24 protein-coding genes are annotated in these 25,174 nt (G+C 67.1%); 12 read left to right on the top strand and 12 right to left on the bottom strand.

Annotation, left to right across the window (positions count from 1 at the left end; all coding sequences use genetic code 11):
- The first annotated feature begins 217 nt into the window (after nucleotides 1–217).
- From acs to AC1DR1_RS08870, 4 genes are read left to right on the top strand one after another with little or no spacing between them, the layout of a single operon-like run.
- The gene (acs, locus tag AC1DR1_RS08885; RefSeq protein WP_476992467.1) at nucleotides 218–2,422 is read left to right on the top strand and encodes an acetate--CoA ligase; all 2,205 of its coding nucleotides are present in this window, start codon (nucleotides 218–220) and stop codon (nucleotides 2,420–2,422) included.
- Nucleotides 2,415–3,653 (top strand): dimethylsulfone monooxygenase SfnG, encoded by a 1,239-nt coding sequence (sfnG, locus tag AC1DR1_RS08880; protein WP_476992466.1) that lies wholly within the window; start codon nucleotides 2,415–2,417, stop codon nucleotides 3,651–3,653. The genes acs and sfnG overlap by 8 nt, the downstream gene beginning before the upstream one ends.
- Nucleotides 3,653–5,011: an O-acetylhomoserine aminocarboxypropyltransferase/cysteine synthase family protein gene (locus AC1DR1_RS08875; protein ID WP_229995607.1), complete on the top strand. Its 1,359-nt coding sequence runs from the start codon at nucleotides 3,653–3,655 to the stop codon at nucleotides 5,009–5,011. Before sfnG ends, AC1DR1_RS08875 begins: the two co-directional genes overlap by 1 nt.
- The gene (locus AC1DR1_RS08870; protein WP_476992465.1) at nucleotides 5,011–5,505 is read left to right on the top strand and encodes a CoA-binding protein; all 495 of its coding nucleotides are present in this window, start codon (nucleotides 5,011–5,013) and stop codon (nucleotides 5,503–5,505) included. Before AC1DR1_RS08875 ends, AC1DR1_RS08870 begins: the two co-directional genes overlap by 1 nt.
- Before the next feature lie 118 nt (nucleotides 5,506–5,623).
- Here the strand turns inward: AC1DR1_RS08870 and AC1DR1_RS08865 are convergent, their stop codons facing one another.
- The 5 genes from AC1DR1_RS08865 to AC1DR1_RS08845 all read right to left on the bottom strand — a co-directional run bounded on the left by AC1DR1_RS08865 (nucleotide 5,624) and on the right by AC1DR1_RS08845 (nucleotide 10,400).
- Entirely contained in the window at nucleotides 5,624–6,406 is a 783-nt protein-coding gene (locus AC1DR1_RS08865) for a serine/threonine-protein kinase (protein WP_229995605.1), read from the bottom strand.
- Complete coding sequence (locus tag AC1DR1_RS08860) at nucleotides 6,403–6,951, bottom strand: RNA polymerase sigma factor (protein WP_229995604.1); 549 nt, start codon at nucleotides 6,949–6,951, stop codon at nucleotides 6,403–6,405. The genes AC1DR1_RS08865 and AC1DR1_RS08860 overlap by 4 nt, the downstream gene beginning before the upstream one ends.
- 130 nt (nucleotides 6,952–7,081) lie before the next feature.
- A complete protein-coding gene (locus tag AC1DR1_RS08855) occupies nucleotides 7,082–7,540 on the bottom strand; it encodes a hypothetical protein (RefSeq protein ID WP_229995603.1) in 459 nt (152 codons plus the stop codon).
- Nucleotides 7,541–7,915: 375 nt separating this feature from the next.
- Nucleotides 7,916–8,926, bottom strand: coding sequence for a 1-aminocyclopropane-1-carboxylate deaminase (locus tag AC1DR1_RS08850; protein WP_229995602.1), 1,011 nt, complete (start codon nucleotides 8,924–8,926; stop codon nucleotides 7,916–7,918).
- A gap of 184 nt (nucleotides 8,927–9,110) precedes the next feature.
- The gene (locus AC1DR1_RS08845) at nucleotides 9,111–10,400 is read right to left on the bottom strand and encodes an adenylosuccinate synthase (protein ID WP_018776133.1); all 1,290 of its coding nucleotides are present in this window, start codon (nucleotides 10,398–10,400) and stop codon (nucleotides 9,111–9,113) included.
- A 454-nt stretch (nucleotides 10,401–10,854) separates the two neighbouring features.
- Between AC1DR1_RS08845 and AC1DR1_RS08840 the strand changes: the two genes are divergently transcribed.
- Nucleotides 10,855–12,078, top strand: coding sequence for a cobalamin-independent methionine synthase II family protein (locus AC1DR1_RS08840; protein ID WP_229995601.1), 1,224 nt, complete (start codon nucleotides 10,855–10,857; stop codon nucleotides 12,076–12,078).
- 173 nt (nucleotides 12,079–12,251) lie between these two features.
- Nucleotides 12,252–12,881 (top strand): uracil-DNA glycosylase family protein, encoded by a 630-nt coding sequence (locus AC1DR1_RS08835; protein WP_229995600.1) that lies wholly within the window; start codon nucleotides 12,252–12,254, stop codon nucleotides 12,879–12,881.
- Between the two features lie 79 nt (nucleotides 12,882–12,960).
- Here AC1DR1_RS08835 and AC1DR1_RS08830 read toward each other — a convergent pair whose 3' ends face one another.
- The 3 genes from AC1DR1_RS08830 to AC1DR1_RS08820 all read right to left on the bottom strand — a co-directional run bounded on the left by AC1DR1_RS08830 (nucleotide 12,961) and on the right by AC1DR1_RS08820 (nucleotide 15,298).
- Nucleotides 12,961–13,386, bottom strand: a complete 426-nt coding sequence (locus AC1DR1_RS08830) for a DUF3151 domain-containing protein (RefSeq protein WP_229995977.1) — start codon at nucleotides 13,384–13,386, stop codon at nucleotides 12,961–12,963.
- Between the two features lie 2 nt (nucleotides 13,387–13,388).
- Nucleotides 13,389–14,408, bottom strand: coding sequence for a class II fructose-bisphosphate aldolase (fbaA, locus tag AC1DR1_RS08825; protein WP_091565009.1), 1,020 nt, complete (start codon nucleotides 14,406–14,408; stop codon nucleotides 13,389–13,391).
- Between the two features lie 236 nt (nucleotides 14,409–14,644).
- Nucleotides 14,645–15,298 (bottom strand): TrmH family RNA methyltransferase, encoded by a 654-nt coding sequence (locus AC1DR1_RS08820; protein ID WP_229995978.1) that lies wholly within the window; start codon nucleotides 15,296–15,298, stop codon nucleotides 14,645–14,647.
- Nucleotides 15,299–15,394: 96 nt separating this feature from the next.
- Here AC1DR1_RS08820 and AC1DR1_RS08815 point away from each other — a divergent pair, with 96 nt between their 5' ends.
- Nucleotides 15,395–16,249, top strand: a complete 855-nt coding sequence (locus AC1DR1_RS08815; protein ID WP_229995976.1) for an HAD-IIA family hydrolase — start codon at nucleotides 15,395–15,397, stop codon at nucleotides 16,247–16,249.
- 8 nt (nucleotides 16,250–16,257) lie between these two features.
- On the opposite strand, the gene AC1DR1_RS08810 is transcribed toward AC1DR1_RS08815, so the two are convergent.
- The 4 genes from AC1DR1_RS08810 to pyrE all read right to left on the bottom strand — a co-directional run bounded on the left by AC1DR1_RS08810 (nucleotide 16,258) and on the right by pyrE (nucleotide 19,490).
- Nucleotides 16,258–17,286, bottom strand: coding sequence for a thioesterase domain-containing protein (locus AC1DR1_RS08810; protein ID WP_229995975.1), 1,029 nt, complete (start codon nucleotides 17,284–17,286; stop codon nucleotides 16,258–16,260).
- Nucleotides 17,287–17,393: 107 nt separating this feature from the next.
- Nucleotides 17,394–17,939, bottom strand: coding sequence for a hypothetical protein (locus tag AC1DR1_RS08805; protein WP_229995974.1), 546 nt, complete (start codon nucleotides 17,937–17,939; stop codon nucleotides 17,394–17,396).
- Between the two features lie 95 nt (nucleotides 17,940–18,034).
- Nucleotides 18,035–18,808, bottom strand: a complete 774-nt coding sequence (locus AC1DR1_RS08800) for a GAF and ANTAR domain-containing protein (protein WP_229995973.1) — start codon at nucleotides 18,806–18,808, stop codon at nucleotides 18,035–18,037.
- A gap of 97 nt (nucleotides 18,809–18,905) precedes the next feature.
- Complete coding sequence (gene pyrE, locus AC1DR1_RS08795; RefSeq protein WP_229995972.1) at nucleotides 18,906–19,490, bottom strand: orotate phosphoribosyltransferase; 585 nt, start codon at nucleotides 19,488–19,490, stop codon at nucleotides 18,906–18,908.
- 87 nt (nucleotides 19,491–19,577) lie between these two features.
- Here pyrE and acsA point away from each other — a divergent pair, with 87 nt between their 5' ends.
- From acsA to AC1DR1_RS08770, 5 genes are read left to right on the top strand one after another with little or no spacing between them, the layout of a single operon-like run.
- Nucleotides 19,578–21,440: an acetate--CoA ligase gene (acsA, locus tag AC1DR1_RS08790; protein ID WP_476992464.1), complete on the top strand. Its 1,863-nt coding sequence runs from the start codon at nucleotides 19,578–19,580 to the stop codon at nucleotides 21,438–21,440.
- A complete protein-coding gene (gene pdhA / locus AC1DR1_RS08785) occupies nucleotides 21,437–22,507 on the top strand; it encodes a pyruvate dehydrogenase (acetyl-transferring) E1 component subunit alpha (protein ID WP_476992463.1) in 1,071 nt (356 codons plus the stop codon). The genes acsA and pdhA overlap by 4 nt, the downstream gene beginning before the upstream one ends.
- Complete coding sequence (locus AC1DR1_RS08780; RefSeq protein ID WP_476992462.1) at nucleotides 22,504–23,484, top strand: alpha-ketoacid dehydrogenase subunit beta; 981 nt, start codon at nucleotides 22,504–22,506, stop codon at nucleotides 23,482–23,484. Before pdhA ends, AC1DR1_RS08780 begins: the two co-directional genes overlap by 4 nt.
- On the top strand, nucleotides 23,477–24,901 hold the full coding sequence (locus AC1DR1_RS08775) for a 2-oxo acid dehydrogenase subunit E2 (protein WP_476992461.1): 1,425 nt from the start codon (nucleotides 23,477–23,479) through the stop codon (nucleotides 24,899–24,901). The genes AC1DR1_RS08780 and AC1DR1_RS08775 overlap by 8 nt, the downstream gene beginning before the upstream one ends.
- A 13-nt stretch (nucleotides 24,902–24,914) precedes the next feature.
- Nucleotides 24,915–25,157 (top strand): acyl carrier protein, encoded by a 243-nt coding sequence (locus AC1DR1_RS08770; protein WP_476992460.1) that lies wholly within the window; start codon nucleotides 24,915–24,917, stop codon nucleotides 25,155–25,157.
- The last annotated feature ends 17 nt before the right edge of the window (nucleotides 25,158–25,174 follow it).

Below are 25,174 nucleotides of genomic sequence, written 5' to 3'. Positions count from 1 at the left end.
ACAACGCGTGAGACGCGGATTTTGTGGAATCGTGCATCTCGGTTCTAGTAGGTAGTGACCATCCCGAGCGGCCGAGAGACCTGGATCGATGAAGCCGCAGCAACCCCCGGTGACGTGAGACGACCATTCCCACGGAACTGTTCCGCTCACTTTCGATTGAATTCGAGGGAACCAGAGGAACCAAGGGTGCTACTGCCAGGACCGATGGAGTGCTGCCATGACCCCTGAGAATTCTTCCGCCCTGCCCACCTTTGCCCGGACTGCGTCCGAGGCAACCCCACAAACCACTTCGGACGCGACGGCGAACGAAGCAGGGCTGCGTGACGCGCCCGGTTCCTCTCGCGGCTCGTCGGGATGGTCCCTGACCGAGCCCACGGACGGCGCAGTGCACGGCGCCCCCACCGACGGACCGGCGCGTCACCGCAGCACCACCCCCAGGCACCACACCGCCGCGACGGCAGTGGCCGACACGGTTTCCTTCTGGGAAGAACAGGCCCTGCGCCTCGACTGGGCGGCACCGGCCGACGGTGCCCTCAGTAACGACATCGGCGGCAAGCCCTGGCACACCGCGCACCGCCGCATCCCGGCCGACGTCGAGGCCGGCACCGGCCCGCAGATCACCTGGTTCGAGGGCGGCAGGCTCAATGTCGCCTACAACTGCGTCGACCGCCATGTAGCGGCTGGGCGGGGAGACAAGGTGGCCCTGCACTTCGAGGGCGAGCCCGGTGACCGCCGTGCTGTCACCTACGCCGGCCTCCAGCGCGAGGTGTCCAAGGCCGCCAATGCCCTCCTGGACCTCGGCATCACCAAGGGCGACCGCGTGGTCATCTACCTCCCGGTCATCCCCGAAACCGTGATCATCACCCTCGCCGTGGCCCGCATCGGCGCCATCCACTCCCTGGTCTTCGGCGGCTTCTCCGCCGAGGCCTTGAAGTTCCGTGTGGAGGACACCGGCGCCAAACTCCTGGTCACCACCGACGGACAGTTCCGCCGCGGCGCCGCGGTGCCGGTCAAGGACAACGCGGATGCCGCCGTCTCCGGCGACAACGCCATCGAGCACGTCCTGGTGGTCAACAGGACCACTCCGGCGGACGAACTCGGGACCGTCCCGATGACCGCGGGCCGCGATGTGTGGTGGCACGACGCCGTCGGGACAGCTTCCGACGTCCACGTAGCCGAACCGTTCGACGCCGAGACGCCGCTGTTCATCATGTACACCTCCGGCACTACCGGGAAGCCCAAGGGCCTGGTCCACACCTCCGGTGGCTACCTCGCGCAGGCGTCGTGGAGCTTCGAGCACCTGTTCAGCAACCCGGACCCCGCGCTGCGGGAGAAGGACGTGCACTGGTGCACGGCCGACCTCGCCTGGGTCACCGCGCACACCTACGAGCTCTACGGCCCGCTCTCCAACGGCGCCACGCAGGTCATTTTCGAGGGAACACCCAACACCCCGCACCCGGGCCGGCACTTTGAGATCATCGAACGCTACGGCGTCACGCAGTACTACACCGCGCCCACCCTGGTGCGCTCCCTGATGGGCTGGTTCCCGGACGGCGTCCCCGACGCGTACGATCTCTCCTCCATCCGTCTCCTCGGCACGGTGGGCGAGGCCATCAACCCCGAGGCCTGGCGCTGGTTCCGGGCCAACATCGGCGCCGGCACCGCCCCGGTGGTGGACACCTGGTGGCAGTCCGAAACCGGCGCCACCATCCTCTCCCCCGCACCGACGGACACCGCGTTCAAGCCCGGCTGCGCGGCCCGTCCGCTGCCCGGGGTCAGCACGCGCATCGTGGACGACGCCGGCAATGCGGTTCCGCCGGGCGTCCAGGGTTTCATCGTGGTGGACTCCCCCGGCCCCGCGATCGCGCGGACAGTCTGGGGGAGCCCGCGCCGCTACTTCGATTCGTACTGGCGTCAATACGCCGAACAGGGCTGGTTCCTCGCCGGTGATGGCGCCAAGTATGACGACGACGGAGACATCTGGATCCTCGGGCGGGTAGATGACACCCTCAACGTCTCAGGGCACCTGCTCTCCACGATCGAGATCGAGTCGGCGCTCGTCTCCCATCCGGACGTGGTGGAAGCGGGCGTCTGCCCGGTCGCGGACCCAAAGACCGGGCATGCCATCGTGGCGTTTGTCGTGCTGAAGGATTCGGCGGCTACCGAGGACATCGCGTCCGAATTGAAGGCGCACGTCGCTAAGCAGATCGGGCCGATCGCCAAGCCGCGCGACGTCGTCGTCGTTCCCGATGTGCCCAAGACCCGCAGCGGCAAGATCATGCGCCGGCTGCTGACCCAGCTGTTCGAAGGAACCGCGCTTGGGGACACCACGTCGCTCCAGAACGAACCATCCATCGCGGGCATCCAGGATGTGCTGCGCGAACGCAACAACACCCCAGAAGTAAGGAACACCCATGACTGACATCAGCAGCGTCGCCCGTCTTTCCGAACCGCTCAAGTTCGCCTACTGGGTTCCCAACGTTTCCGGCGGCTTGGTGGTTTCCACCATCGAACAGCGCACCGGCTGGGACTTCGAGTACAACAAGAAGCTGGCCAGGATCGCGGAAAACTCCGGCTTCGAATACGCCCTGACCCAAACCCGGTACGCCGCCTCCTACGGCGCGGACAAGCAGCACGAGGCCACCTCGTTCAGCCTGGCGCTGCTGGCCGCCACCGAGCGCCTCAAAGTGATCTCCGCCGTCCATCCGGGCATGTGGCACCCCGGCGTGCTGGCGAAGTACATCATCACCGCGGACCACATCTCCAACGGCCGCGCCGCAGTGAACATCGTCTCCGGCTGGCTCAAGGACGAATTCACCAACTTTGGGCTCGAATGGCTCGAGCACGACGAGCGCTATGTCCGCACCGAGGAATTCATCAAGGTCCTCCGCGGGCTGTGGACCGAGCAGGAATACAGCCAGTCCGGCAAGTACTACAACATCACCGATTTCACCCTGAACCCGGCCCCGGTGGACGTGCCGGGCCGGGCACACCCGGAGATCTTCTTTGGCGGCAACTCCACAGCCGCGCAGGCCACTGCCGGCCGCGTGGCCGACTGGTACTTCTCCAACGGCAAGGACCTCGAAGGGTTCAAGGAGAACATCGCCGGCGTCGTGGCCTCCGCAGGAGAAGTCGGGCGTGCTGCCGGGCGCGGGAGCGGCGCCGGGCTGCCCCCCCGGAGCTCCTCCCACCTCCCCGCCCTCCCCTCTCCTAGGTTTGGCCTCAACGGCTTCGTCATTGCCCGTGATTCCGAGAAGGAAGCCCGCGACACCCTCCGCGAGATCGTCGAGAAGGCGCACAAGCCCGCCGTCGAAGGGTTCCGCGCCGCCGTGCAGGAAGCCGGAGCGTCCACCACGGATGGCAAGGGCATGTGGGCCGACTCCAGCTTCGAGGATCTGGTCCAGTACAACGACGGCTTCAAGACGCAGCTGATTGGCACACCGGAGCAGATCGCCGAGCGGATCGTGGAGTACAAGAAGATCGGCGTGAACCTGTTCCTCACCGGCTACCTGCATTTCCAGGAGGAAGTCGCCGTGTTCGGTCAGGACGTCCTGCCGATCGTGCGCGAACTCGAGGCGGACCTGGCACGCAAGAACGGCATCGAGCTGGACCTGTCCCAGACCCCGGTGGCAAACGTTGAGGTAGCTGCGTAATGGCTGAGCGCAAGTTCGGTTTCCGCACCCGCGCGCTGCACGCCGGCGGCACCCCCGACGCCGAGCACGGCGCCCGTGCCGTGCCGATCTACCAGACCACCTCCTTCGTGTTCAAGGACACGCAGGAGGCCGCGAGCCTCTTCGCGCTGCAGAAATACGGCAACATCTACTCCCGGATCGGCAACCCCACCGTGGCCGCGTTCGAGGAGCGCATCGCCTCCCTGGAGGGCGGCATCGGCGCCGTGGCCACGTCTTCGGGCATGGCGGCGGAGTTCATCACTTTCGCCGCGCTCACCCAGGCCGGGGACCACATCGTCGCCGCCTCCCAGCTCTACGGCGGTACGGTGACCCAGCTGGACGTCACGCTGCGCCGCTTCGGCGTGGACACAACGTTCGTCCCCGGCACCGACCCGGCGGACTACGCCGCCGCAGTCCGGGAAAACACCAAGGCGATCTTCGTCGAGGTGGTGGCCAACCCGTCCTCGGAGGTCCAGGACCTTGCGGCCCTCGCGAAGGTGGCGCACGACGCCGGCGTCCCGCTCGTCGTCGACGCCACCTTGAGCACGCCGTACCTCGTGCGGCCGATCGAGCACGGCGCGGACATCGTGATCCACTCCGCCACGAAGTTCCTCGGCGGCCACGGCACCACCCTGGGCGGCGTGATCGTCGAAAGCGGCCGCTTCGATTGGGGCAACGGCAACTTCCCCACGATGACGGAGCCGGTGGCCTCCTACGGAAATGTGTCCTGGTGGGGCAACTTCGGCGAGTACGGCTTCCTGACAAAGCTGCGTTGCGAACAGTTGCGCGACATCGGCCCGGCACTGTCCCCGCAGTCGGCCTTCCAGCTCCTGCAGGGCGTCGAAACGCTCCCCCAGCGCCTCGACGAGCACCTGAAGAACGCGCAGGCCGTGGCTGAATGGCTCGAGGCGGACGAGCGCGTGGCCTACGTGAACTTCTCCGGCCTGCCTTCGCACCCGCACTTCGAGCGGGCCAAGAAGTACCTGCCGCTGGGTCCTGGCTCGGTCTTCTCCTTCGGCGTCAAGGGCGGCCGTGCCGCGGGCCAGAAGTTCATCGAGTCCCTGCAGTTGGCCTCGCACCTGGCCAATGTGGGCGACTCCCGGACCCTGGTCATCCACCCCGGGTCCACCACCCACCAGCAGCTCAACCCCGAACAGCTCGAATCCGCCGGCGTCCCCGAGGACCTGGTCCGCATCTCGATCGGGTTGGAAGACATCGACGACATCCTCTGGGACCTTGATCAGGCCCTGGACGCGGCGTCCCGGGAGGCAGCCTCGGATGCATCCGCCCGCGGCTTGGACACAGCAGAGGCTGAAGCCTGCACGATCGGAGCGAACTGATGACTGTTGAAGAACGGACCTGGACCGGGCCCTCGGCGCCGGAGCGCCTGAACCTGCTGCGGCAGGCGAAGTCGATCGCGATCGTGGGCGCTTCGGACAAGCCGTCGCGCGCGAGCTATTTCGTGGCCACCTACCTGCAGTCCTCCACCCGGTACCTGGTCTACTTCGTGAACCCGGTGGTGAAGGAAATCCTGGGTCAGCCGACGTACGCGTCGCTGGCGGATCTGCCGGAAAGCCCGGACATTGTGGACGTGTTCCGCAAGCACGGTGACCTGCCGGGCGTCCTGGACGAGGCCATCGCCGCCGGCGCCAAGACCCTCTGGCTGCAACTGGGCTCCTGGCATGAGGACGTGGCCAAAGAGGCCGAAGCCGCCGGGCTCGACGTCGTGATGGACCGCTGCGTGAAGATTGAGCATGCCCGGTTCCACGGCGGCCTGCACCTGGCCGGCTTCGACACCGGCGTCATCTCCTCCAAGCGGCAGGTCCTGGCCTAAAAGCGGCAGGCCCAACAGCACCCGTCACCCGCCAACCCACCTGTTGCGCTATCACTTAGGGTCGTTCCCACCGCTCAGAACAGCCCTAAGTGATAGCGCAACTGGGTTAGAAGGCGGTCTAGGGCTGGCCGGGGGGCGTGGGAAGCAAACCGGGAAAGGTCGGCGCCGGCACCGGATCCGAGGGAAGACCCCGGTCCGCGCCCCGGCCCGGGAGGCCGGGCGCCGGCAGCCCCGGCCGTTGGCTCGGCCTCGGCAGGATACCGTCACGCCCGACGGCGGGCGGCGTGGTGCGCTGCTTGCGTCCGGCCTTCTTGTCCGAGTCCTCGTCGCCGTCCGATCCCGCGCCAGTAGCTGCAGTGCTGGATGGGGCAGCCCCGGGAGTTCCTGCCGGCGACGTCGCGGCAGGTGCAGGGAAGACCGGGACCGAGGACGGCGACGGCTGGACATGCTCGGGGGCCGGAGTGCCGTGCCCCGGGGACTGGAAGATGACGCCGACGCTCTGGCTGACACTGTGCCGGAAGTCCTCGCTGGATGCCGCCACGGCGCCGGCACCAAGGGTCATGGCACCCACGACGGCGCCACCGACGATTGCCAGCCGACGCTTTCGGCCGCGGCGCTCGGCGAGGCTCGTGACCCCGGTCGGCAGCGATTCATCGGCGGCATCCTTGGCGGACGCGACCGCGGGCAGCGCCGTCGTCGCGGCTGAGACAGGGGCGGCTGAACGGGCTACTCCGGCGGCAAGCAGTGCCGCGAGGTCGGCGCGGGGCGCCGGAGCCGCATCCGGGATCACGGCGCGGAGCTGTTCGAGCGCGCTCCGGAGCTCGGCCGCGGCTTCGAGGCCGGAGTCGCTCAGCATGGTCTGGATGCTGCCATCCTGCTGGGGGTCGCGGGTGCCGGTCATGATGCTGCGTGGTCCTTTTCGGTTACGAGTTCGCGCAGGGCACTGAGCCCGCGGCGCTGAAGCTGTTTGATGGCACCCGGCGTCTTGTCCATGATGCCGGCCACCTGTTCGATGGAAAGGTCTGCGACGATCCGCAGGACCAGAACTTCCCGTTGCTCCTCATTGAGCCTCGCGAGAGTGTCCGAGATACCGCCCAGGGATCCGAGCACCTCGTCCTCGGCTGATGCCGAGTACCGCGCGTCGGTCAGGGGGTCGTACTCGGCTAGGTGCGGCGTGCGTTCTGCCCGCCGCCTGTAGTCGACCAGCCGGGCGTGGGCGACGGAGAAAATGAACGTCCGCAGGCCCTTGTGGCCGCCGCTGACGCCGGCCAGTTTCGGCAGGACGTCCACGAACACGTCTTGGGTCAGGGCCTCGGCGTCGTCCACGCCCCGGGCCCGGAAGTAGCCCAGCACGGCAGGGGAAATGACAGCGTACACCGCGCTGAAACCTGATGGGTCACCAGCTAAAGCGGCTGACAATTCGTCGTCGCTTAGCTGCTGTGCCAAGAAGCTGTCCTTCCGTTACTGCTGGGGTGCGGCCCCCGTAAGTCTAGCGGCCGCACCCCGGAGCCCTTCAAAATGAGGGCTCCCTCCTTGCTTTCAGACCCGTGACGGGTCCAGGCTAAACAGCCGGATACTACTTGTCGTGCTGGGGCAGCTCGACGGACGGCTGGGCCGGAACGGCCTGGGTGGCCGGGACGCCATTGGCGCCGGGAACCGCGGGGATAGCCCGGGTCGCCGGAACTGCGGCGTTGACGTTGGCGTTGGCGCGTGCCTCACCGGCAGCACCCTTGACAGTGGCGCCCTTCTTTGAATCAACGGAGCCGTCGACGGCACCCTCGGTGCCGTCCACATCGGCGTCGCCCTTGGCCTTGCCGTCAGTCGACGGCGCGGCCGGAACTGCGGGGACGGCCGGCTTTGCCGGGAGCGTAGGTGTGGCCGGGACAGCTGGAGTGGCGGGCGTAGCGTGGTTCACTTCAGTCTGCTCGGTGCTGGACATCTGGGCCGCATTGGCCAGTCCGATGCCGGAGAAACCTCCGACTGCCAGGATGGCGGCGCCGACAGCAATCTTGGTGGTCTTGCTAACACTCTTCATTACAGACGTACATCCTTTGTTTTTTGGTGGAAGGCGGGCTGAGGCCTCTTGGGGGCAGTCGACAGCCCACTCTCGCCAGAAAAGGCTGGCCGGCGCCCATGGGGGCAGGCGCCGGCAAGCGCTTACGGTAAAGGGCCGACCGGAGACCAGATGGGGGGAAGGCGCCGGTCGGCACTTACGGTGGAAGGACAGCCGGTGCCTGGTGGGGGGTCCAAGGCTCCGGCGGCGCTTACAAAGAGGTAATCGCTGGGCGGGCCCGAAAGGTTACGCACCAATCAGAAATTTCTTGATTTCTTTTTTGGGCCGGTGTTGCCGGGGCTTAACGACGGCGGCGGCGGGTCCCCGTCAGGGAACCCGCCGCCGCCGTGCGCCGCGTCAGGACCGGAAGAGTCCGCTGTAGGCATTGAGGGCGATCTGGCCACCCAGGTGTGCGTAAAGAACGTTGCTCCCGGCCGGAATGTCCCGGCTTGTCACGAGGTCGATCAGTCCTGCCAGGGACTTGCCCTCGTAGACGGGGTCAGTGATCATGGCTTCGAGCGAGGCACCCAGGCGGATGGCTTCCAGGGTGGAGTCGACGGGAATTCCATAGCGGTCCCCGGCCCAGCCCTCCATGACGTTGATTTCGTCGTCACGGAGTTCCCGGCCCAGGCCGATCAGCTCGGCGGTGTTCCGGGCAATGCGTTCAACCTGGTCGCGGGTCTTCGTCAGGGTCGCCGACGCATCGATGCCGATCACGCGGCGTGGTTTGTCCTGGCCGGCAAAACCCGCGATCATCCCGGCATGGGTGGAGCCCGTGACGGTGCAGACGATGATCGTGTCGAAGAAGATGCCGAGCTCGCGCTCCTGCTCCTCCACCTCGTAGGCCCAGTTGGCAAAGCCCAGCCCGCCCAGCCTGTGGTCGGACGCGCCGGCCGGGATCGCGTACGGCTTGCCGCCGGCAGCCTTGACCTCCTCGATCGCGTTTTCCCAGCTGCTGCGGATACCGATGTCAAAGCCGGCACTCTCCAGCCGGACGTCGGCGCCCATGATGCGCGAGAGCAGGATGTTGCCCACGCGGTCGGACAGCGGATCCGGCCAGTCGACCCAGTTTTCCTGAACCAGGCGGGCCTTGAGGCCGAGTTTCGCGGCCACCGCCGCGACCTGGCGGGTGTGGTTGGACTGGTAGCCGCCAATTGAGACCAGGGTGTCCGCGCCCTGCGCCAGGGCTTCCGGGACAAAGTACTCCAGCTTGCGGGTCTTGTTGCCGCCGAACGCGAGGCCGCTGTTGACGTCCTCCCGCTTCGCCCAGATCGTGGCCCCGCCCAAGTGCGCGCTAAGCCGCGGCAGCGGGTGGACGGGACTCGGTCCAAACATCAGGGGGTAGCGCTCAAAATCGGTGATGGCCATCGTCGGTCCTTCGCTCGCGGTGGGAAACGGCTGGGTGAACAACAAATATGCAATACATTGCATTGTCGGATACCAGCTCCGGGAGGCATAGCGCTGCCGGACAAGGCGACTTAACTGCGACGGCGGGCCGCCCTTTCCAGGGKGGCCCGCCGCCGTCGTGCGCCAGTTAGAGCGTCAGCCGGTGCTAGTCGTTGATGAGATCGTTGACCACGATCGTCTGGTCGCGGTCCGGGCCGACGCCGATCGCGGAGAACCGCGTGCCGGAGAGCTTTTCCAGGGCAAGGACGTAGTTCCGGGCGTTTTCCGGCAGGTCCTCCAGGGTGCGGGCGCCCGTGATGTCCTCGGTCCAGCCTTCGAAGTATTCGAAGATCGGCTTGGCGTGGTGGAACTCGGTCTGGGTCATGGGCATTTCGTCGTGCCGCACGCCGTCGACGTCGTACGCCACGCAGACCGGGATCTGCTCGATGCCCGTCAGGACGTCCAGCTTGGTGACGAAGTAGTCCGTGAAGCCGTTGACGCGGGAGGCATGGCGCGCCAGGACGGCGTCGTACCAGCCGCAGCGGCGCGGCCGGCCGGTGTTGACGCCGAACTCACCACCGGTTTTCTGCAGGTACATGCCCATCTCATCGAACAGTTCCGTGGGGAACGGACCTGCGCCCACGCGGGTGGTGTACGCCTTGATGATGCCGATGGAACGCGAGATCCGCGTGGGGCCGATGCCCGAGCCCACGGAGGCGCCGCCCGCGGTGGGGTTCGAGGACGTCACGAACGGGTACGTGCCGTGGTCAACGTCCAGGAACGTGGCCTGACCGCCCTCCATGAGGACCACCTTGCCCTCGTCCAGGGCGGTGTTCAGGACATAGGTGCTGTCGATGACCAGCGGGCGCAGACGCTCGGCGAAGGACAGGAAGTACTCCACGATCTCGTCCACCTCGATGTCGCGGCGGTTGTAGACCTTGACCAGAAGTTCGTTCTTCTGGCGCAGCGAGCCCTCCACCTTCTGGCGCAGGATCGAGGCGTCAAAGACGTCCTGCACGCGGATCCCGAGTCGCGCCACCTTGTCCATGTAGGCGGGGCCGATGCCGCGGCCGGTGGTGCCGATGGCGCGGCTGCCGAGGAAACGCTCGGTGACCTTGTCCAGGACCTGGTGATAGGGCGCCACGAGGTGCGCGTTGGCGGAGACACGCAGTTTGGACGTGTCCGCGCCGCGGGCCTCCAGTCCGTCGATCTCCTGGAACAGGGCTTCCAGGTTCACCACACAGCCGTTGCCGATGATCGGAATCGCGTTCGGGCTCAGGATGCCGGCCGGAAGGAGCTTGAGCTCATACTTCTCACCGCCCACGACGACGGTGTGCCCGGCGTTGTTACCGCCGTTGGGCTTGACGACATAGTCGACGCGGCCGCCAAGCAGGTCAGTGGCCTTACCTTTGCCTTCGTCGCCCCATTGGGCTCCGACGATCACGATTGCTGGCATGGGATCCTCCCCCATTCGTTCGGGCCGAACTCCGTGTGATCCACCAGGTGGTCGCCACAGCTCAGCGCCGTTCATGAGAATGCCCCGAATCTACCGCTGTGCTCTTACCCAACGCTAGAGTTCCGGGGCTCTTACCACCCAAGTTTAGCCGAAAACGGTCACCGGCATGGCTTTGGGTCCTTGTTTGGACGTGTCAGCAAGCTTGTGGGGAACGCCAGGGCGGCTTCCGCGAGTGAGGGCCACGCCTCCGCGGAGGCCACAGGCACTTCCACCCAGTCCTTGAACGGGCACCCCATCCCGGACGGATCAAAGAGCTGCCCGCCGGGGAGTTCGAGGGCGCGGATAGCTGCATCTTTCACCAAGTGGCCCGACACATAGCGGGCACCACTTGCGGGAGCGCCCGGAGTGGAATTGAGTGGGAGTGAGGATCCCGAGCGCCGAAAGGAAACGTGCCATGTCCCGGAACAGCGGGTCCCAGAACAGCGACCACATCCGCGTGACCCATGCCGGCTCGTTGCCCCGCACGCCCGAGCTGATCGCCGCGAACGAGGCCAGGGAAACCGACGGCATCACGCCCGAATTCCTGGACCTGCTCGAAACCTCGGTGGCCGACGTCGTCCAGCGCCAAAAGGATCTGGGCATCGACATCCCCAATGACGGCGAGTACGGGCACACGATGTCCAGCTCCGTGGACTACGGCGCCTGGTGGAATTACTCCTTCTCCCGGCTGGGCGGACTGGTGCCGACCGACGTGGACCGCTGGGCCGACGCCAAGGTGCACCGTTCCTCGCCGGGCCACATCGTCCTGACCTCCTTCCCCGACCGCCGGGACCGGCTGAAGTTCGACGACGCCTACAACGACCCCTCCTCCGGAATCCTGGCCCACCGCAAGGCCGTCACGCAGCCGAAGATCGCGGGGCCGCTGACGTACACCGGCCAAAAACTCGTGGCTTCGGACATTGCCAACCTCAAGACCGGCCTGGCCGCGGCCGGGCTGACCGAGGGATTCGTCGCCTCCCTCTCCCCCGGCTCATGCGCCCGCGTGGCCAACGAGTACTACCGGAGCGACGAGGAACTCCTCTACGCCTGTGCCGACGCGATGCGTGAGGAATACAAAGCCATCATCGACGCCGGCCTGACGGTCCAGCTCGACGACCCCTCCCTGGCCGAGAGCTGGGACCAGATCAACCCCGAGCCGAGCCTGGCTGACTACCTGAAGTTCATCCAGCTCCGGGTCGAAGCAACAAACTGGGCGCTTCGCGATCTTCCCCAGGAGCAGATCCGGCTGCATGTCTGCTGGGGTTCCTGGCACGGCCCGCACACCACGGACATCCCCTTCGCGAACATCGTCGACTCAGTCCTGCAGATCAATGCCGGCGGCTACTCGTTCGAGGCGGCCAACGTCCGGCACGAGCACGAATGGCGCGTCTGGGAGGGCGCGTTGCTGCCCGAGGGGAAGGTCATCATCCCGGGCGTCGTCTCGCACGCCACCAATGTCGTGGAGCACCCGGACCTCGTGGCCGACCGGATCGTGCGCTTCGCGGACCTCGTGGGGCGTCAAAATGTGATTGCTTCCACAGATTGCGGGCTGGGCGGCAGGGTGCATCCGCAAATTGCGTACGCCAAGCTGGAGGCCCTCAGCGAAGGGGCACGCCGCGCCACCAAGCGGCTCTGGTAGCCCAGGCCGGGGCCGGCGCCGCATTTCGCAGGGCTTGATAGACTGATAAGGATCGACCAGGAATCGGTCCACACCACATTTTCAAACCACACCATTGCTCCGCATGCCCGGTATTCGGCGTGTTCGCATCCGGTGTGGCTGCTTTGCCAATCCCGCAGGAGACCCAGCAACATATGACAGCCCTGGCCACCGAAAATTTCCGCGAAGAGCTCCTGAGCCGCCGGTACGAACCTAGCATTGCCCCCGTCAACGAACTCCTTGACGCTCTCCAGGCAACCAAGGCTGGCACCACTGTCCCCTACGTGGACCCCATGCACGACGTCGATGAGTGCCGCATCATCAGCCTGTACTCCAACATCGGCACCGCGGATGCGTCAGGCTTCATCACCGCCGGCGAAGACGAGGCGGCCACCCGCATGCTGGGAATCCAGTGGAAGCTGGGCCTGCGCCCCGAATTCGTCATGCCGTGGAACGTCCACCCGTGGTACGTCCCCGGCGAACCCAACGGCAAATTCACGCCGGACCAGATTTCCGCAGGCCTCAAGCCGCTGCTGAAGTTCCTGGCCCTCGTGCCCCGCGCCTCCGTGATCGTGGCCCACGGCACCGAGGCCAACCGCCTGGCCAACCTGCTGCTCAAGACCGAAGTGCCCATGATCTGGCGCCGCGGCCTGAAGACCTACAAGGTCCGCTCACTCAGCGGCCGGGCATTCGCCGGCACTCCGGCCCGGCAGGAAGAGTACCTGGCGGAGATGCACACCGCGTACGCGGATGCCATGGCCCGCACAGGCCTGGCCAAGGCCTGATCCCCACCCACCCGCACGCATTAACGACGGCGGGCTCCCACCTTGAGGTGGGAGCCCGCCGTCGTCGGTTAACCGCGCGTCAGCCCTCGGACTCGATGGCGGCCCTTGCGCCGGGATCGGAATCCTTGAGGAACTTTTCGATCCGCTCCGGTTCCTCGGCCTCGCCGATCGCCGCGGACGCCCGGCCCAGCGAGTAGAGGGAGCGCAGGAAGCCGCGGTTGGGTTCGTGCTCCCACGGGATCGGCCCGACGCCGCGCCAGCCGTTGCGGCGCAGCGAATCCAGGCCGCGGTGGTAGCCCACCCGCGAGTACGCGTAGGAATCGATGGTGCGGCCCTCGTCCCACGCTTCCTCGGCCAGGATGGCCCACAGGAGCGAGGACGTGGGGTGCTTGGCTACAAGGTCCACGGCTTCCTGGCCGAGCGCGAGGTGCTGGTAGATCTCAGTCTCGGCAGGCAGGAGCGTGGGCTCGGGACCCATCAGGTTCTTGCGGAACTCGTCGGACATGGCTAGAAGGTTTTGCCGGTGGAGCCCAGCTGCTGGGCGGCCTCGACCACACGGGCGGCCAGACCGGCCTCGGCGGAAGCGCCCCACACGCGGGGATCGTAAAGCTTCTTGCTGCCGACCTCGCCGTCGACCTTCAGCACGCCGTCGTAATTGCGGAACATGTGGTCCACCACCGGGCGGGTGTACGCGTACTGGGTGTCGGTGTCGATGTTCATCTTGATGACACCGTAGGAGACGGCGTCCGCGATTTCCTTGTCCGAGGAGCCGGAGCCGCCGTGGAACACGAGGTCGAACGGGTTGGACTTGCCGATCTTGGCGCCCACCTGCTCCTGGATGTCCTTGAGGATCTCCGGGCGGAGCTTGACGCCGCCCGGCTTGTATACGCCGTGCACGTTGCCGAAGGTCAGCGCCGTGATGTAGCGGCCGTTTTCGCCGGAACCGAGAGCGTCGATGGTGGCCAGGGCGTCCTCGACCGTGGTGTAAAGCTTGTCGTTGATGGCGTTTTCGACGCCGTCCTCCTCGCCGCCAACGGTGCCGATCTCAACTTCGAGGATCATCTTGGCGGCAGCCGTGCGCTCGAGCAGTTCCCGGGCGATCCGCAGGTTTTCCTGCAGGGTCTCGGCGGAGCCGTCCCACATGTGCGAGTTGAAGAAGGGGTTGCGGCCGGCCTTGACCTCTGCCTCGGAAGCGGCGAGCAGTGGGAGCACGAAGCCGTCCAGCTTGTCCTTGGGGCAGTGGTCCGTGTGCAGGGCGATGTTGACGCCGTAGTTCTTGGCGACCTCGCGGGCGAAGGCCGCGAAGCCCAGGGAGCCGGCAACCATGTCCTTGGTGGAGGCACCGGACCAGTAGGCCGCGCCGCCGGTGGAGACCTGGACGATGCCATCGGATTCCGCCTCGGCGAAGCCGCGCATGGCGGCGTTTAGGGTCTGGGAGGACGTGACGTTGACAGCCGGGAAGGCGAAGCCACCCGTCTTTGCACGGTCGATCATCTCGGAGTAGATCTCTGGGGTTGCAATGGGCATGCTGACTCCTAAAGTGAATTTCGTCTACGGGCTGGTGCTCCTGGAGGGAACCTCGTCGGCTAGGAACCATCCTAGTCATTCCTGCGCCGGGGCAGTGTCTCCGGTCACTGTGCCTGTGTAACACTCGCTCCCCCGGCGGTCCCGCCTGCCGCTCACCGCCCGAGCTTCCCGCCCAGACGGCAGTTCGCGGCAGTGTTGGGCGAAAGCATCGCCGTGAAGTGCCATCTCGGCGGCAGTTAGAGGTGCTGGCCGAACACGTGGCGGCGGATCCAGGCGTGCATCGCGATCGCGGCGGCAGAGGCCGCGTTGATGGAGCGGGTGGAGCCGAACTGCTCGATCGACAAGGTGTCCAGCGCCGCGTCGTGGACCTCAGGGGTCAGGCCCGGGCCCTCCTGGCCGAAGACCAGGACGCAGTCCCTGGGCAGTTCGTAGGTTTCCAGCGGGACGGAGTCCGGGAAGATGTCGATCCCGATGATCGCCAGCCCCTCCCCCTGCGCCCAGGTCACGAAGTCCTCAACGGTGGGGTGGTGGCGGACGTGCTGGTAGCGGTCGGTAACCATGGCCCCGCGGCGGTTCCACCGGCGTCGTCCGATGATGTGGACTTCCTTGGCGAGGAACGCGTTGGCGGTCCGGACCACGGTGCCGATGTTGAGGTCGTGCTGCCAGTTCTCGATCGCGATGTGGAAATTGTGGCGCTTGGAGTCCAGGTCCGCCACGATCGCCTCGTGCTTCCAGTAGCGGTATTTGTCCACCACGTTGCGCCGGTCGCCGTCCGCCAGGAGGTCCGGGTCCCAGTGCTCGCCCTGTGGAAGTTCGCCTTCCCAGGGGCCGACGCCGACCTCCGCCTTCGGTTCCGCCACTGCCGCCGGGTCCGCTGACGTCTCTGGCACAGGCTCTACGCCGGCGTCGCCGGGGATCTCGGGTTCAGTCACGCCTCAACATTAGACTGGGAGGCAGGTAGCGGCACACTTACGGCGGAGGACACCATGGCAGATCAGCGCGAAGAGCAGGGGACCGACTCAGACGGGGCACGTTCATATGCCTCGATGTACCGCAGTGGCCAGGAAATCGAATGCTGGCTCACGGACATGGACGGCGTGCTGGTCCACGAGAACCAGCCCATCCCGGGCGCCTCGGAGCTGATCCAGCGCTGGGTGGACACCTCCAAACGGTTCCTCGTGCTGACCAACAACTCGATCTTCACGCCCCGGGACCTCGCGGCCCGGCTCAGTTCTTCCGGACTGGAAATCCCGGAGGAGAACATCTGGACGTCGGCCCTGGCAACTGCCCAGTTCCTCAAGGACCAGGTCCGCGGCTCCGAATCGGGGAACCGCGCCTACACGATCGGCGAAGCAGGACTCACGACGGCGCTCCACGAGGCAGGCTTCATCCTCACCGACCAGAACCCCGACTTCGTGGTGCTCGGCGAGACCCGCACCTACTCGTTTGAAGCCATCACCATGGCCATCCGCCTGATCCTGGCCGGCGCGCGTTTCATCGCCACCAACCCGGACGCCACCGGGCCCTCGAAGGACGGCCCCATGCCTGCCACCGGGGCCATCGCCGCCCTCATCACCAAGGCCACGGGCCGCGAACCGTACATTGTGGGCAAGCCCAACCCGATGATGTTCCGCTCGGCGATGAACCAGATCGACGCGCATTCGGAAACCACAGCCATGATCGGCGACCGCATGGACACCGACATCATCGCCGGCATGGAAGCGGGCCTGCACACGGTGCTGGTGCTCAGCGGCATCACCCACCGGGACGACATCGCCGCGTACCCGTTCCGGCCGAACCAGATCCTGAATTCCGTGGCGGACCTCAAGAACCAGATCTGAGGAAACCCCTAGAACGCGGTCTTCTTCCCGCCGCCGCCCGGCAGCGGAAAGAGGTCGTCCTGGAGTTTGTCGATGATGGGCCGGTAGACGAACGGGCTCCAGCCCGGGCTCGCGTGCTCCGGCCTCGCCCCGTCGGTGCGCAGGTCATCCGAGGCCATGTTGGCTTTGAAGGTCAGCGACCACGTATCCCGGGCGGTCTCGTAGTCCACGGTCTTGTCCCGGGGGTTGCCGATGAACGCCATCTTTGTTTCGCCGAGTTTCCCGACGAAACGGCTTGCCTCAAAGTGGTAGATGTAGGCGGATTCGGACTGGATCAGCACGCTGGACGGCGCGAGCGGAGACAGCTGTTCCAGGGTCTGGTCCACTACTTGGCCCCAACTGCGCTCATTCTTGTGCAGCATCCTCTCGCCGAGCTCGTAGCCACCGCGCAGCACCGTAGGGAAGCGGAACCCGCTTTCGTAGAGCAGCACCACGCCCTCAAACCAGCTCTGGTCCAGCACGTCGTGCCGGCTCGCCGGGCTGGAATCCAGGAGGATGAACGCCACTTCGACGCCGTGCAGCTCGCGCAGCCGGGCAGCCACCTGAGTTGCCACCATGCCGCCGAAACTATGGCCGTAGAAGTAGAGGGTGGTGAGATTGTGGGCGCGGACGTACTCGATCACGGCAATGACCACCTCGTCGATGTCCAGCCCCTCGTTGGAATACCCGACGGCGCCGAGCCGGCCCCTCTTGTTCAAGGATCCGCGCAAGGCGTTCAGGATCCACAGGGCTTCTTCCCAGCCCGTCTTGTAGCCGGGGAACAGGATCCAGCTGGCGTGGGGATAGTACAGTTCGGCGACGTCATCCGGCACTTCGAGGATCCGGGTGACACGCCGATCGGTCTGCACGCGCCGCGTGAACAGCATGTCCGCCGCCAGCAGTGAAGCGGACCCGGCGCCGATCAGGAATGTCCGCCGGGAAACCCGTTTAAGCTCGACGGCGCGGCGGAGCATGCGGGCCTCGGCAGCACCGGGGCCTCGCGGATGGTTCGGTTCCATCTCGGCCGGCACATTACTACCGTATCCACGGTCCGGCGGGGATGAGAAACCCGACCAATCCGGAAGACAGAAGGGCAGCCTGGAGCGGCGTTGCCGCCGCTGGCCGGCTAGACAGGCTCGGGCTCGCGGCCGACCTCGCGACGGCTGATCTCCATGCCGATCTCGTCATACGTTGCCAGCAGTTCCGAGCGGGCCATGTCAGCGGGGTCATCGAGCAGGCCGAACACACAGTCGCTCGCGGCGAAGAGTTCGTCGTCGGAGAACCGGGTCAGCCGCCGGGTGCCGGAGGGATCGACGGAGGACAGGAATTCCCCGGACATGTCCAGGGTGGGCAATGCGGCGGAATCGTCGCGGTGCGCGGTCAGCTCCAGGGAAACGCCGCCGGGGGCGGGCATGCCGGCGATGTCCGAGCCGGCGCTCCCGCCGTCGATCGCGTTGAGGTCGTTGCGCAGGCCGGCCAGCGCCGATGATTCCACAAATGCGGCCAGGCCGAGGTCGACGCGGATGTGCGAGATGATCCCCATGCGGCGAACGCGCTGGACAATGTGCGTCAGGGAGGGGCGGGAGGCTTGCGTGAGGCTCCCCCGGACACTAATCCGGACGACGTCGGAAACGACATCGAGTTTGACGTGGGCTTGCAGTGTCTGGTCCATAGGTACTCCAAAGAAGGATGTCTATGGCCGACGGCTCAACCTCATTCAGCGTATCCGCGCTTGTGGTTGCACACAAGTCATAGGTGGCTGCCGGTTCAGCCCGCCTGTCGCCGGTCCGGCTCTTCGTAGTGCGTCCGGGTTGCCGTTCCGCCCACAGACTGCACCAGGGAGGTGGCGATATCGCGGAGTTTGACGTTGCCGTTACTGGACGCATCGGTGAGGATCCGGACCGCGGTTTCCTGGTCGCAGCGGTTCTGCGCCATGACGATCCCGATCGCCATGTCGATGACGGTCCGGGATTCAAGGGTGGCGCGCAGGTTGGTGGCGCTGTCCGTGTGCAGCGAGAAGCGGACTGCCAGCCGCAGTGCCTGGGAGATTTCACGGGTGTAGCCGCGGGCCCGGACAGCGACGTCGCCGTCGAACTTGTGCGGGACATCGGAGTAGAGGTTCAGCGCCGCCTGGGCTTCGCCCTGGAGGTGGAAAGGCACCGACAACACCGAGCGCAGGCCGTGCGAGGCGACGGCGGAGGCATAGTCAGGGCCCCAGCGGTCCTCGTCGAAGAGGTCAGGGACGTAGACTTCCCGTTCCTCCTTGGCAGCGGTCAGGCATGGGCCCTGGGACAGTGAGTACTGGATCTCGTCCACTTCGCGGGCGGAGTCACTGCTCCACCCGATCGTGGCGGCCTTACGGTCCCGGAGCAAGGTAATTCCGCACAGCGCGTCGTCGCCGGAGCCCGCCACCTGGTGCGCGGAAAAACGCGCGAGTTCGTTCAGGAACACTTCGAAGTCCGCGCTGTCCAGGATCAGGTTCTGGATCTGGTCGACAGTGCCGACGGAGTCAGCCCTCAAGTCTTCGGGGTGCGGGAGCATGGCGCGTTTCTCCAGATGCGGGTACGGACGGGGGTATTTAAGAAATGATAAGTCACCCCCTGTACCCCGTCCATCCCCGTCAGCCGAGGGCGGAGCGCTAGTTGAGGCCCAGTTCGTCCTTGCCGAAGGCGAAGAGATACGGAACACCGGCTTCGGCCTCGATCTTTTCCTTGGCTCCCGTGTCGCGGTCCACGATCACGGCGACGGCCACCACGTTGCCGCCGGCCTTGCGGACGCCTTCGACGGCGGTCAGCGCGGAACCGCCGGTGGTTGAGGTGTCCTCCAGGACCAGGACCTTGCGGCCCTCGACCGAGGGACCTTCAACTTGGCGGCCCATGCCGTAGGACTTCTGCGCCTTGCGGACGACGAACGCGTCCACCGGGCGGCCGGCGTCGACGGCGGCATGCATGACGGCGGTGCCCACCGGATCTGCCCCCATGGTGAGCCCGCCGGCGCACTCGAAATCGATCCCGGCGTCCTCCATCAGGGAGAGCATGACCTGTCCCACCAGCTTGGACGCCTCGTGGTGCAGCGTGATGCGGCGCAGGTCAATGTAGTAGTCGGCTTCCGCTCCGCTGGAGAGAATGACCTTGCCGCGGACGACGGCCAGTTCCTTGATCAGTTCCAGGAGTCGGGCACGGGCAGAGGCAGCGTCAGCTGCGAAGTCACGGGTGGCAGTCATGGGTCCCAGTTTAGTGGCTGGTCCGGGGCCGGCGGCCCGGGACCTTTTACTCTTGGCGGCACCGGCACACGGGAGTCGGATGGAACCATGACGGCAGGAACCGAACCATCCATGCGTTGGCCTGCGATCACCAAAGACATCGGCAGTTTCCGGGTCCGGCCGAACCTGGTGGACTATGACGCGGCGCGCGCGGCGTTCACCTGGGATGAGGGCCGACGCGCCCTGTCCGGGCTCCCCGGAGGCCGCGGCCTCAACATTGCCTACGAGGCAGTGGACCGGCACGCGGCCGGCAGCGGCGCCGGCCGGGAGGCTCTGCGGTTCGTCCGGGCCGATGGCAGCACGCACTCGCTGAACTACGCCGAACTCGCGGAACAGACCAACCGCTTCGCCGGGGTCCTGCGCAGTCTGGGCATCAGCCGCGGGGAACGGGTTTTCTCCTTCACCGGCCGCGGCCCGGACCTGTACGTCGCGGTGCTCGGCACGTTCAAGAACGCGAGCGTGTTCTGCCCGTTGTTCTCCGCGTTCGGCCCCGAGCCCGTGCGGCAGCGCCTCTTGCTCGGCTCCGGCCGGGCGCTGGTGACCACGCGGGCGCTATACCGCCGGAAGATCGCCCAGCTCCGCGAGCAGCTCCCGGAACTGCGCCACGTCCTGCTCATCGACGCCGAAGGCGATCCGGAGCCCGGAACCCTGGACCTGACAGCCCTCATGCGGGAAGCCCCGCCGGACGGGGAGATCGCGGCAACCCAACCCGAAGACATGGCCCTGCTGCACTTCACCTCCGGCACCACCGGCACCCCGAAAGGCGCCATCCACGTGCACGACGCCGTGACCGCCCACCACGCGACCGGCACCTTTGCCCTGGACCTGCACCCCGGGGACGTCTACTGGTGCACGGCGGACCCCGGCTGGGTCACCGGAACCTCGTACGGCGTGATCGCGCCCCTGAGCCACGGGGTGACGGCCATCGTGGACGAGGAGGAAATGGACGCAGACCGGTGGTACCGGATCCTCGCCGAACAGGGAGTCACGGTCTGGTACACGGCCCCGACGGCCTTGCGCATGCTCATGAAAGCCGGGACCGGCCGGGCCGCGGGACACGACCTCTCCGCCCTGCGTTTCGTCGCCAGCGTCGGCGAGCCGCTCAACCCCGAGGTGGTGGTGTGGGGGCAGGAGGCGTTCGGGCAGCCGGTGCATGACAACTGGTGGCAGACCGAAACCGGCGGCATCATGATTTCCAACTACGCCGCCACTGAGATCCGGCCCGGTTCCATGGGCCGGCCGCTCCCCGGCGTCGAGGCAGCCCTCGTGGCCCGGGACCCGGACGGCAAGCCCGTCATCCGCGACGGCGAAGCGGCGCTGGTCACGGCCCCCGACGCCATGGGGGAACTGGCTCTCCGGCCCGGCTGGCCCTCCATGTTCCGCGGCTACCTGCACGAGGAGGAGCGCTACCGCCGCTGCTTCGCCGGCGGCTGGTACCTGACCGGGGATCTGGCCAGACGCGACGCCGACGGCTACTACTGGTTTGTCGGCCGGGGCGACGACGTCATCAAGTCCTCGGGGCACCTGATCGGCCCGTTCGAGGTGGAGAGTTCCCTCATGGAGCACCCGGCCGTGGCCGAAGCCGGTGTGATCGGAGTTCCGGACCCGGTGGCCGGCGAGGTAGTTAAGGCCTTCGTTGAGCTCCGGACCGGCTGGGACCCGTCCGGGGAGCTGGCACTGGAGATCATCGGATTCGCCCGCAAGCGGCTGGGCGCCGCCGTCGCACCGCGGCTGCTCGACTTCACCACCGCGCTGCCCAAGACCCGCAGCGGGAAGATCCTCCGGCGCCTGCTCAAGGCCCGGGAGCTCGGTCTGCCCGAGGGCGATACCTCCACCATCGAAACGCCCCCGGCCCCGGCGAGTGCCCCACACCCCAAGCAGCCGGCCCCGACACAGCAGGCGCCGAAATGACGGGCACGGCGGGCCCGCGCGGAGGCCCCGTGGACGCGGCCCACGGCCGGGAACTGCTGCTGCAGATGCTTCGTGTCCGCCAGCTCGAAGAGAAATGTGTCGAGCTCTACAGTGCCGCCAAGATCCGCGGCTTCCTGCATGTCTACATTGGCGAGGAGGCCGTCGCCGCCGGTGTCCTGTCGTGCCTGGGACCGGAAGACGCCGTGGTCGCGACCTACCGGGAGCACGGCCACGCGCTGTTGCGCGGCGTCTCTGCCGGGGCGATCCTCGCCGAAATGTACGGTTACGTTGAAGGGTGCTGCCGCGGGCGCGGCGGGTCAATGCACCTCTTCGATGCCGCCACCCGTTTCTTCGGCGGCAACGCGATCGTCGCGGGGGGCCTGCCCCTCGCGGTAGGCCTGGCGCTCGCCGACAAGATGGCCGGACGCACCAACGTCACGGTGTGTTTCTTCGGCGAGGGCGCCGTGGCCGAAGGTGAATTCCACGAGAGCCTTAACCTGGCGGCCCTCTGGCATCTGCCCGTGCTGTTCTGCTGCGAGAACAATCTCTACGCCATGGGAACGGCGCTGGCCCGCTCCGAATCGCAGACGGACATCGCCCTCAAGGCCGCCGTGTACGAGATCCCCGCGTGGGCCGTGGACGGAATGGACGTCCTGGCCGTCGAGGAGGGCGCACGCCGCGCAGTGGACGCCGTCCGCTCCGGCGGCGGACCGCACTTCCTGGAGCTGCGGACCTACCGCTTCCGGGCCCATTCCATGTTTGATCCCGAACGTTACCGCACGAAGGACGAGGTGTCGCGGTGGATGGAACGGGACCCGATCACGCTGCTGCGGACCGCACTGGAATCCGCGGGCCAGCTCCCGGCCGCCGGGTGGGAGCAACTGCAGGCGGACGCCCAGGCGGAAATCGCGGCCGCCGTCGACTTCGCCGAGGCCGGAACCCCGGAACCGGTGGAGGAACTGACCCGCTTTGTCTACAGCGAGCGTGTCGCCGGAGAAGGCACGGTCACTGGCGCCGGCACGCAGTCTGCCGGAAAGCGTGCCGGAGAGGAAACTGGCGCCCCATGAAGTCCAGCTACCGTGAGGCGCTCCGGGCGGGCATCCGCGACGCCATGATCCGCGATGAGCGGGTGTTCCTGATGGGCGAGGACGTGGGCGCTTATGGCGGCTCGTTCGCGGTCAGTCTGGGCCTGCTGGAGGAGTTCGGCCCGGACCGGATCCGGGATACCCCGCTGTCGGAATCCGGGTTCGTCGGCGCCGGGATCGGGGCGGCCCTGGGCGGGATGCGCCCGATCGTGGAAATCATGACAGTCAACTTCAGCCTCCTGGCCCTCGACCAGATCGTGAATAACGCCGCCACCTTGCTGCACATGTCCGGCGGCCAGTTCCACGTGCCGCTCGTGATCCGGATGACCACCGGTGCGGGCCGCCAGCTCGGTGCCCAGCACTCGCACAGCCTCGAGGGCTGGTACGCGCATATTCCGGGCCTGCGGATCCTCGCCCCGGCTACCCTCGAAGACGCCCGCGGCATGCTGTGGACGGCGCTTCAGGACCCGGACCCCGTACTCATCTTCGAGCACGGCTCGCTGTACAACGTCCCCGGGGAACTGGCCGACGGCGCCGGCCCCGTGGACATCAGCACTGCCGCCATCCGGCGCCACGGCAACGACATCTCGCTGATCACGTACGGCGGGACCCTCCCCGCGGTGCTCAGCGCCGCGGAACAGCTCGCGGCTGACGGGATCGACGCCGAGGTCCTGGACCTGCGCACGCTCCGACCGCTCGACGACGCCGCCATCCTGGCCTCCGTGACCCGTACGCACCGAGCCGTGGTGGTCGATGAAGGCTGGCGCAGCGGCAGCCTTTCGGCCGAGGTGAGCGCACGGATCACCGAACAGGCGTTTTTCGACCTCGATGCGCCGGTGGCCCGAGTCTGCAGCGCCGAGGTACCGATCCCCTATGCCAAGCACCTGGAACTGGCGGCACTCCCGTCCGAGGCGAAAATCGTGGCCGCGGCCAAAATGACGGTGGATACCAGTGGGTGACTTCCTGATGCCGTCACTTGGCGCTGACATGGAGCACGGCAAGATTGTCGAATGGCTGGTCAAGCCCGGTGACTATGTGCGCCGCGGGGACCTCGTGGCGGTCGTGGATACAGACAAGACCGTCATGGACGTGGAATCCTTCCAGGAGGGGGTGGTCGCCGAACTGCTGGTGGACCTCGGCGAGACTGTTCCGGTGGGAACCCCGCTGGCCCGGATCACCCAGACCCCGGCCGAGGTCGGGGTTCCGGAAGCGGTCCCGCCGCGGACGCCGTCGCCAGCCAGTGCGGCCAAGTCCCAGGTTCCGGAAGCGCCCGGCCCTGCGCCGGGTCCGCCGATCGCGCCACCGGTGCGGCACCTGGCGCACCAGCTGGGCGTGGACACCGGCAGGATCCAGGGCACCGGCAAAGACGGCACCATCACCCGGGCGGACGTGGAACACGCGATGGCGGCCAGGCCCGGCGATGCGGGCAGGGTGCGTGCCTCGCCGCGGGCCCGGCGCCTCGCGGCGGAGCTCGGGATCGGGCTGTCAACCGTGACCGGTACCGGGAGGAACGGCGCCGTGACGGTGGCCGACGTGCAGGGCGCCGCCAGCGCTGCGCGTCCGGGACTTCCGGAGACCGCCCTGCCCGTCGCCGGGCCGGAACTCGCAGGGCCGGAGCCAGGGGTGCCGGACCGCGGCATACCGGCACTGGCGACGCCGGAAGCGCCGGCGGCGCCTACGGCGCCAATAAAAGGGAGGCCGCCGTCGGAGCGCGTGGCCACCCTGCGCCGCGCCATCGGCGCCCTGATGACGCGCTCGAAACAGACCATCCCGCACTACTACCTAAGCACCACGCTGGATCTGCGGGCCGCCGTCGAATGGATGCAGTCCGTCAACGCGCACCGGCCCGTCTCCGCCCGGCTGGTCTCCTCGGCGCTCCTGCTCAAGGCCGCGGCGCTGGCGGCACGGGACGTACCGGAGGTCAACGGATTTTACGACGCCGGCGGGTTCCGGCCCAGCGCCTCGGTCCACCTGGGCATAGCGGTGGCCCTGCGCCAGGGCGGCCTCGTGGCCCCGGCAATCCACGACGCCGACACCCTGCCCCTGGACGTGCTGATGGAGCAGTTGCGGGATCTTGTCAGCCGGGCCAGGTCCGGGCGGCTGCAGCGAGCGGAAATGGCCGATCCGACCCTGACCGTGACCAATCTCGGGGACCTCGGCGTGGACAGTGTCTACGGCGTGATCTACCCGCCCCAGGTCGCCATGGTGGGATTCGGGCGCGTAATGGAACAGCCTTGGGCCCAGAACGGGCTCCTCGGGGTCCGGCACGCTGTCATTGCCACGCTCTCGGCGGACCACCGGGTCAGCGACGGACTGCGCGGCGGCCGCTACCTGGCCCGGATCGACGAACTGCTGCAAGAACCGGAGCACCTGTGAAACCGGAGGAACCATGAACGAACAAGACGCCCGGGCGGCGGTGCAGTCCGCGATAGGCAAGGTGGCACCGGACGTGGACCTGGCCGAGGTGGACGAGGACGCCCGGCTGCGGCAGGACCTCGAGCTTGACTCGCTGGATTTCCTTCGGTTGGTGGAAACGATCGACACGGACACCGGCGTGGACATCCCGGAGCGTGACTACCCGGCAGTGTCCACTCTCAAGGGGCTGATCGGGTACCTCGCGGCGCACGGCTGACCCATCGGCTGCTCCGT

The sequence above is a fragment of the Arthrobacter sp. P4_F10 genome, assembly GCF_056401435.1.
Note: the sequence above shows the minus strand (reverse complement) of the source record. Positions and strands in the feature narration are given on the sequence as shown.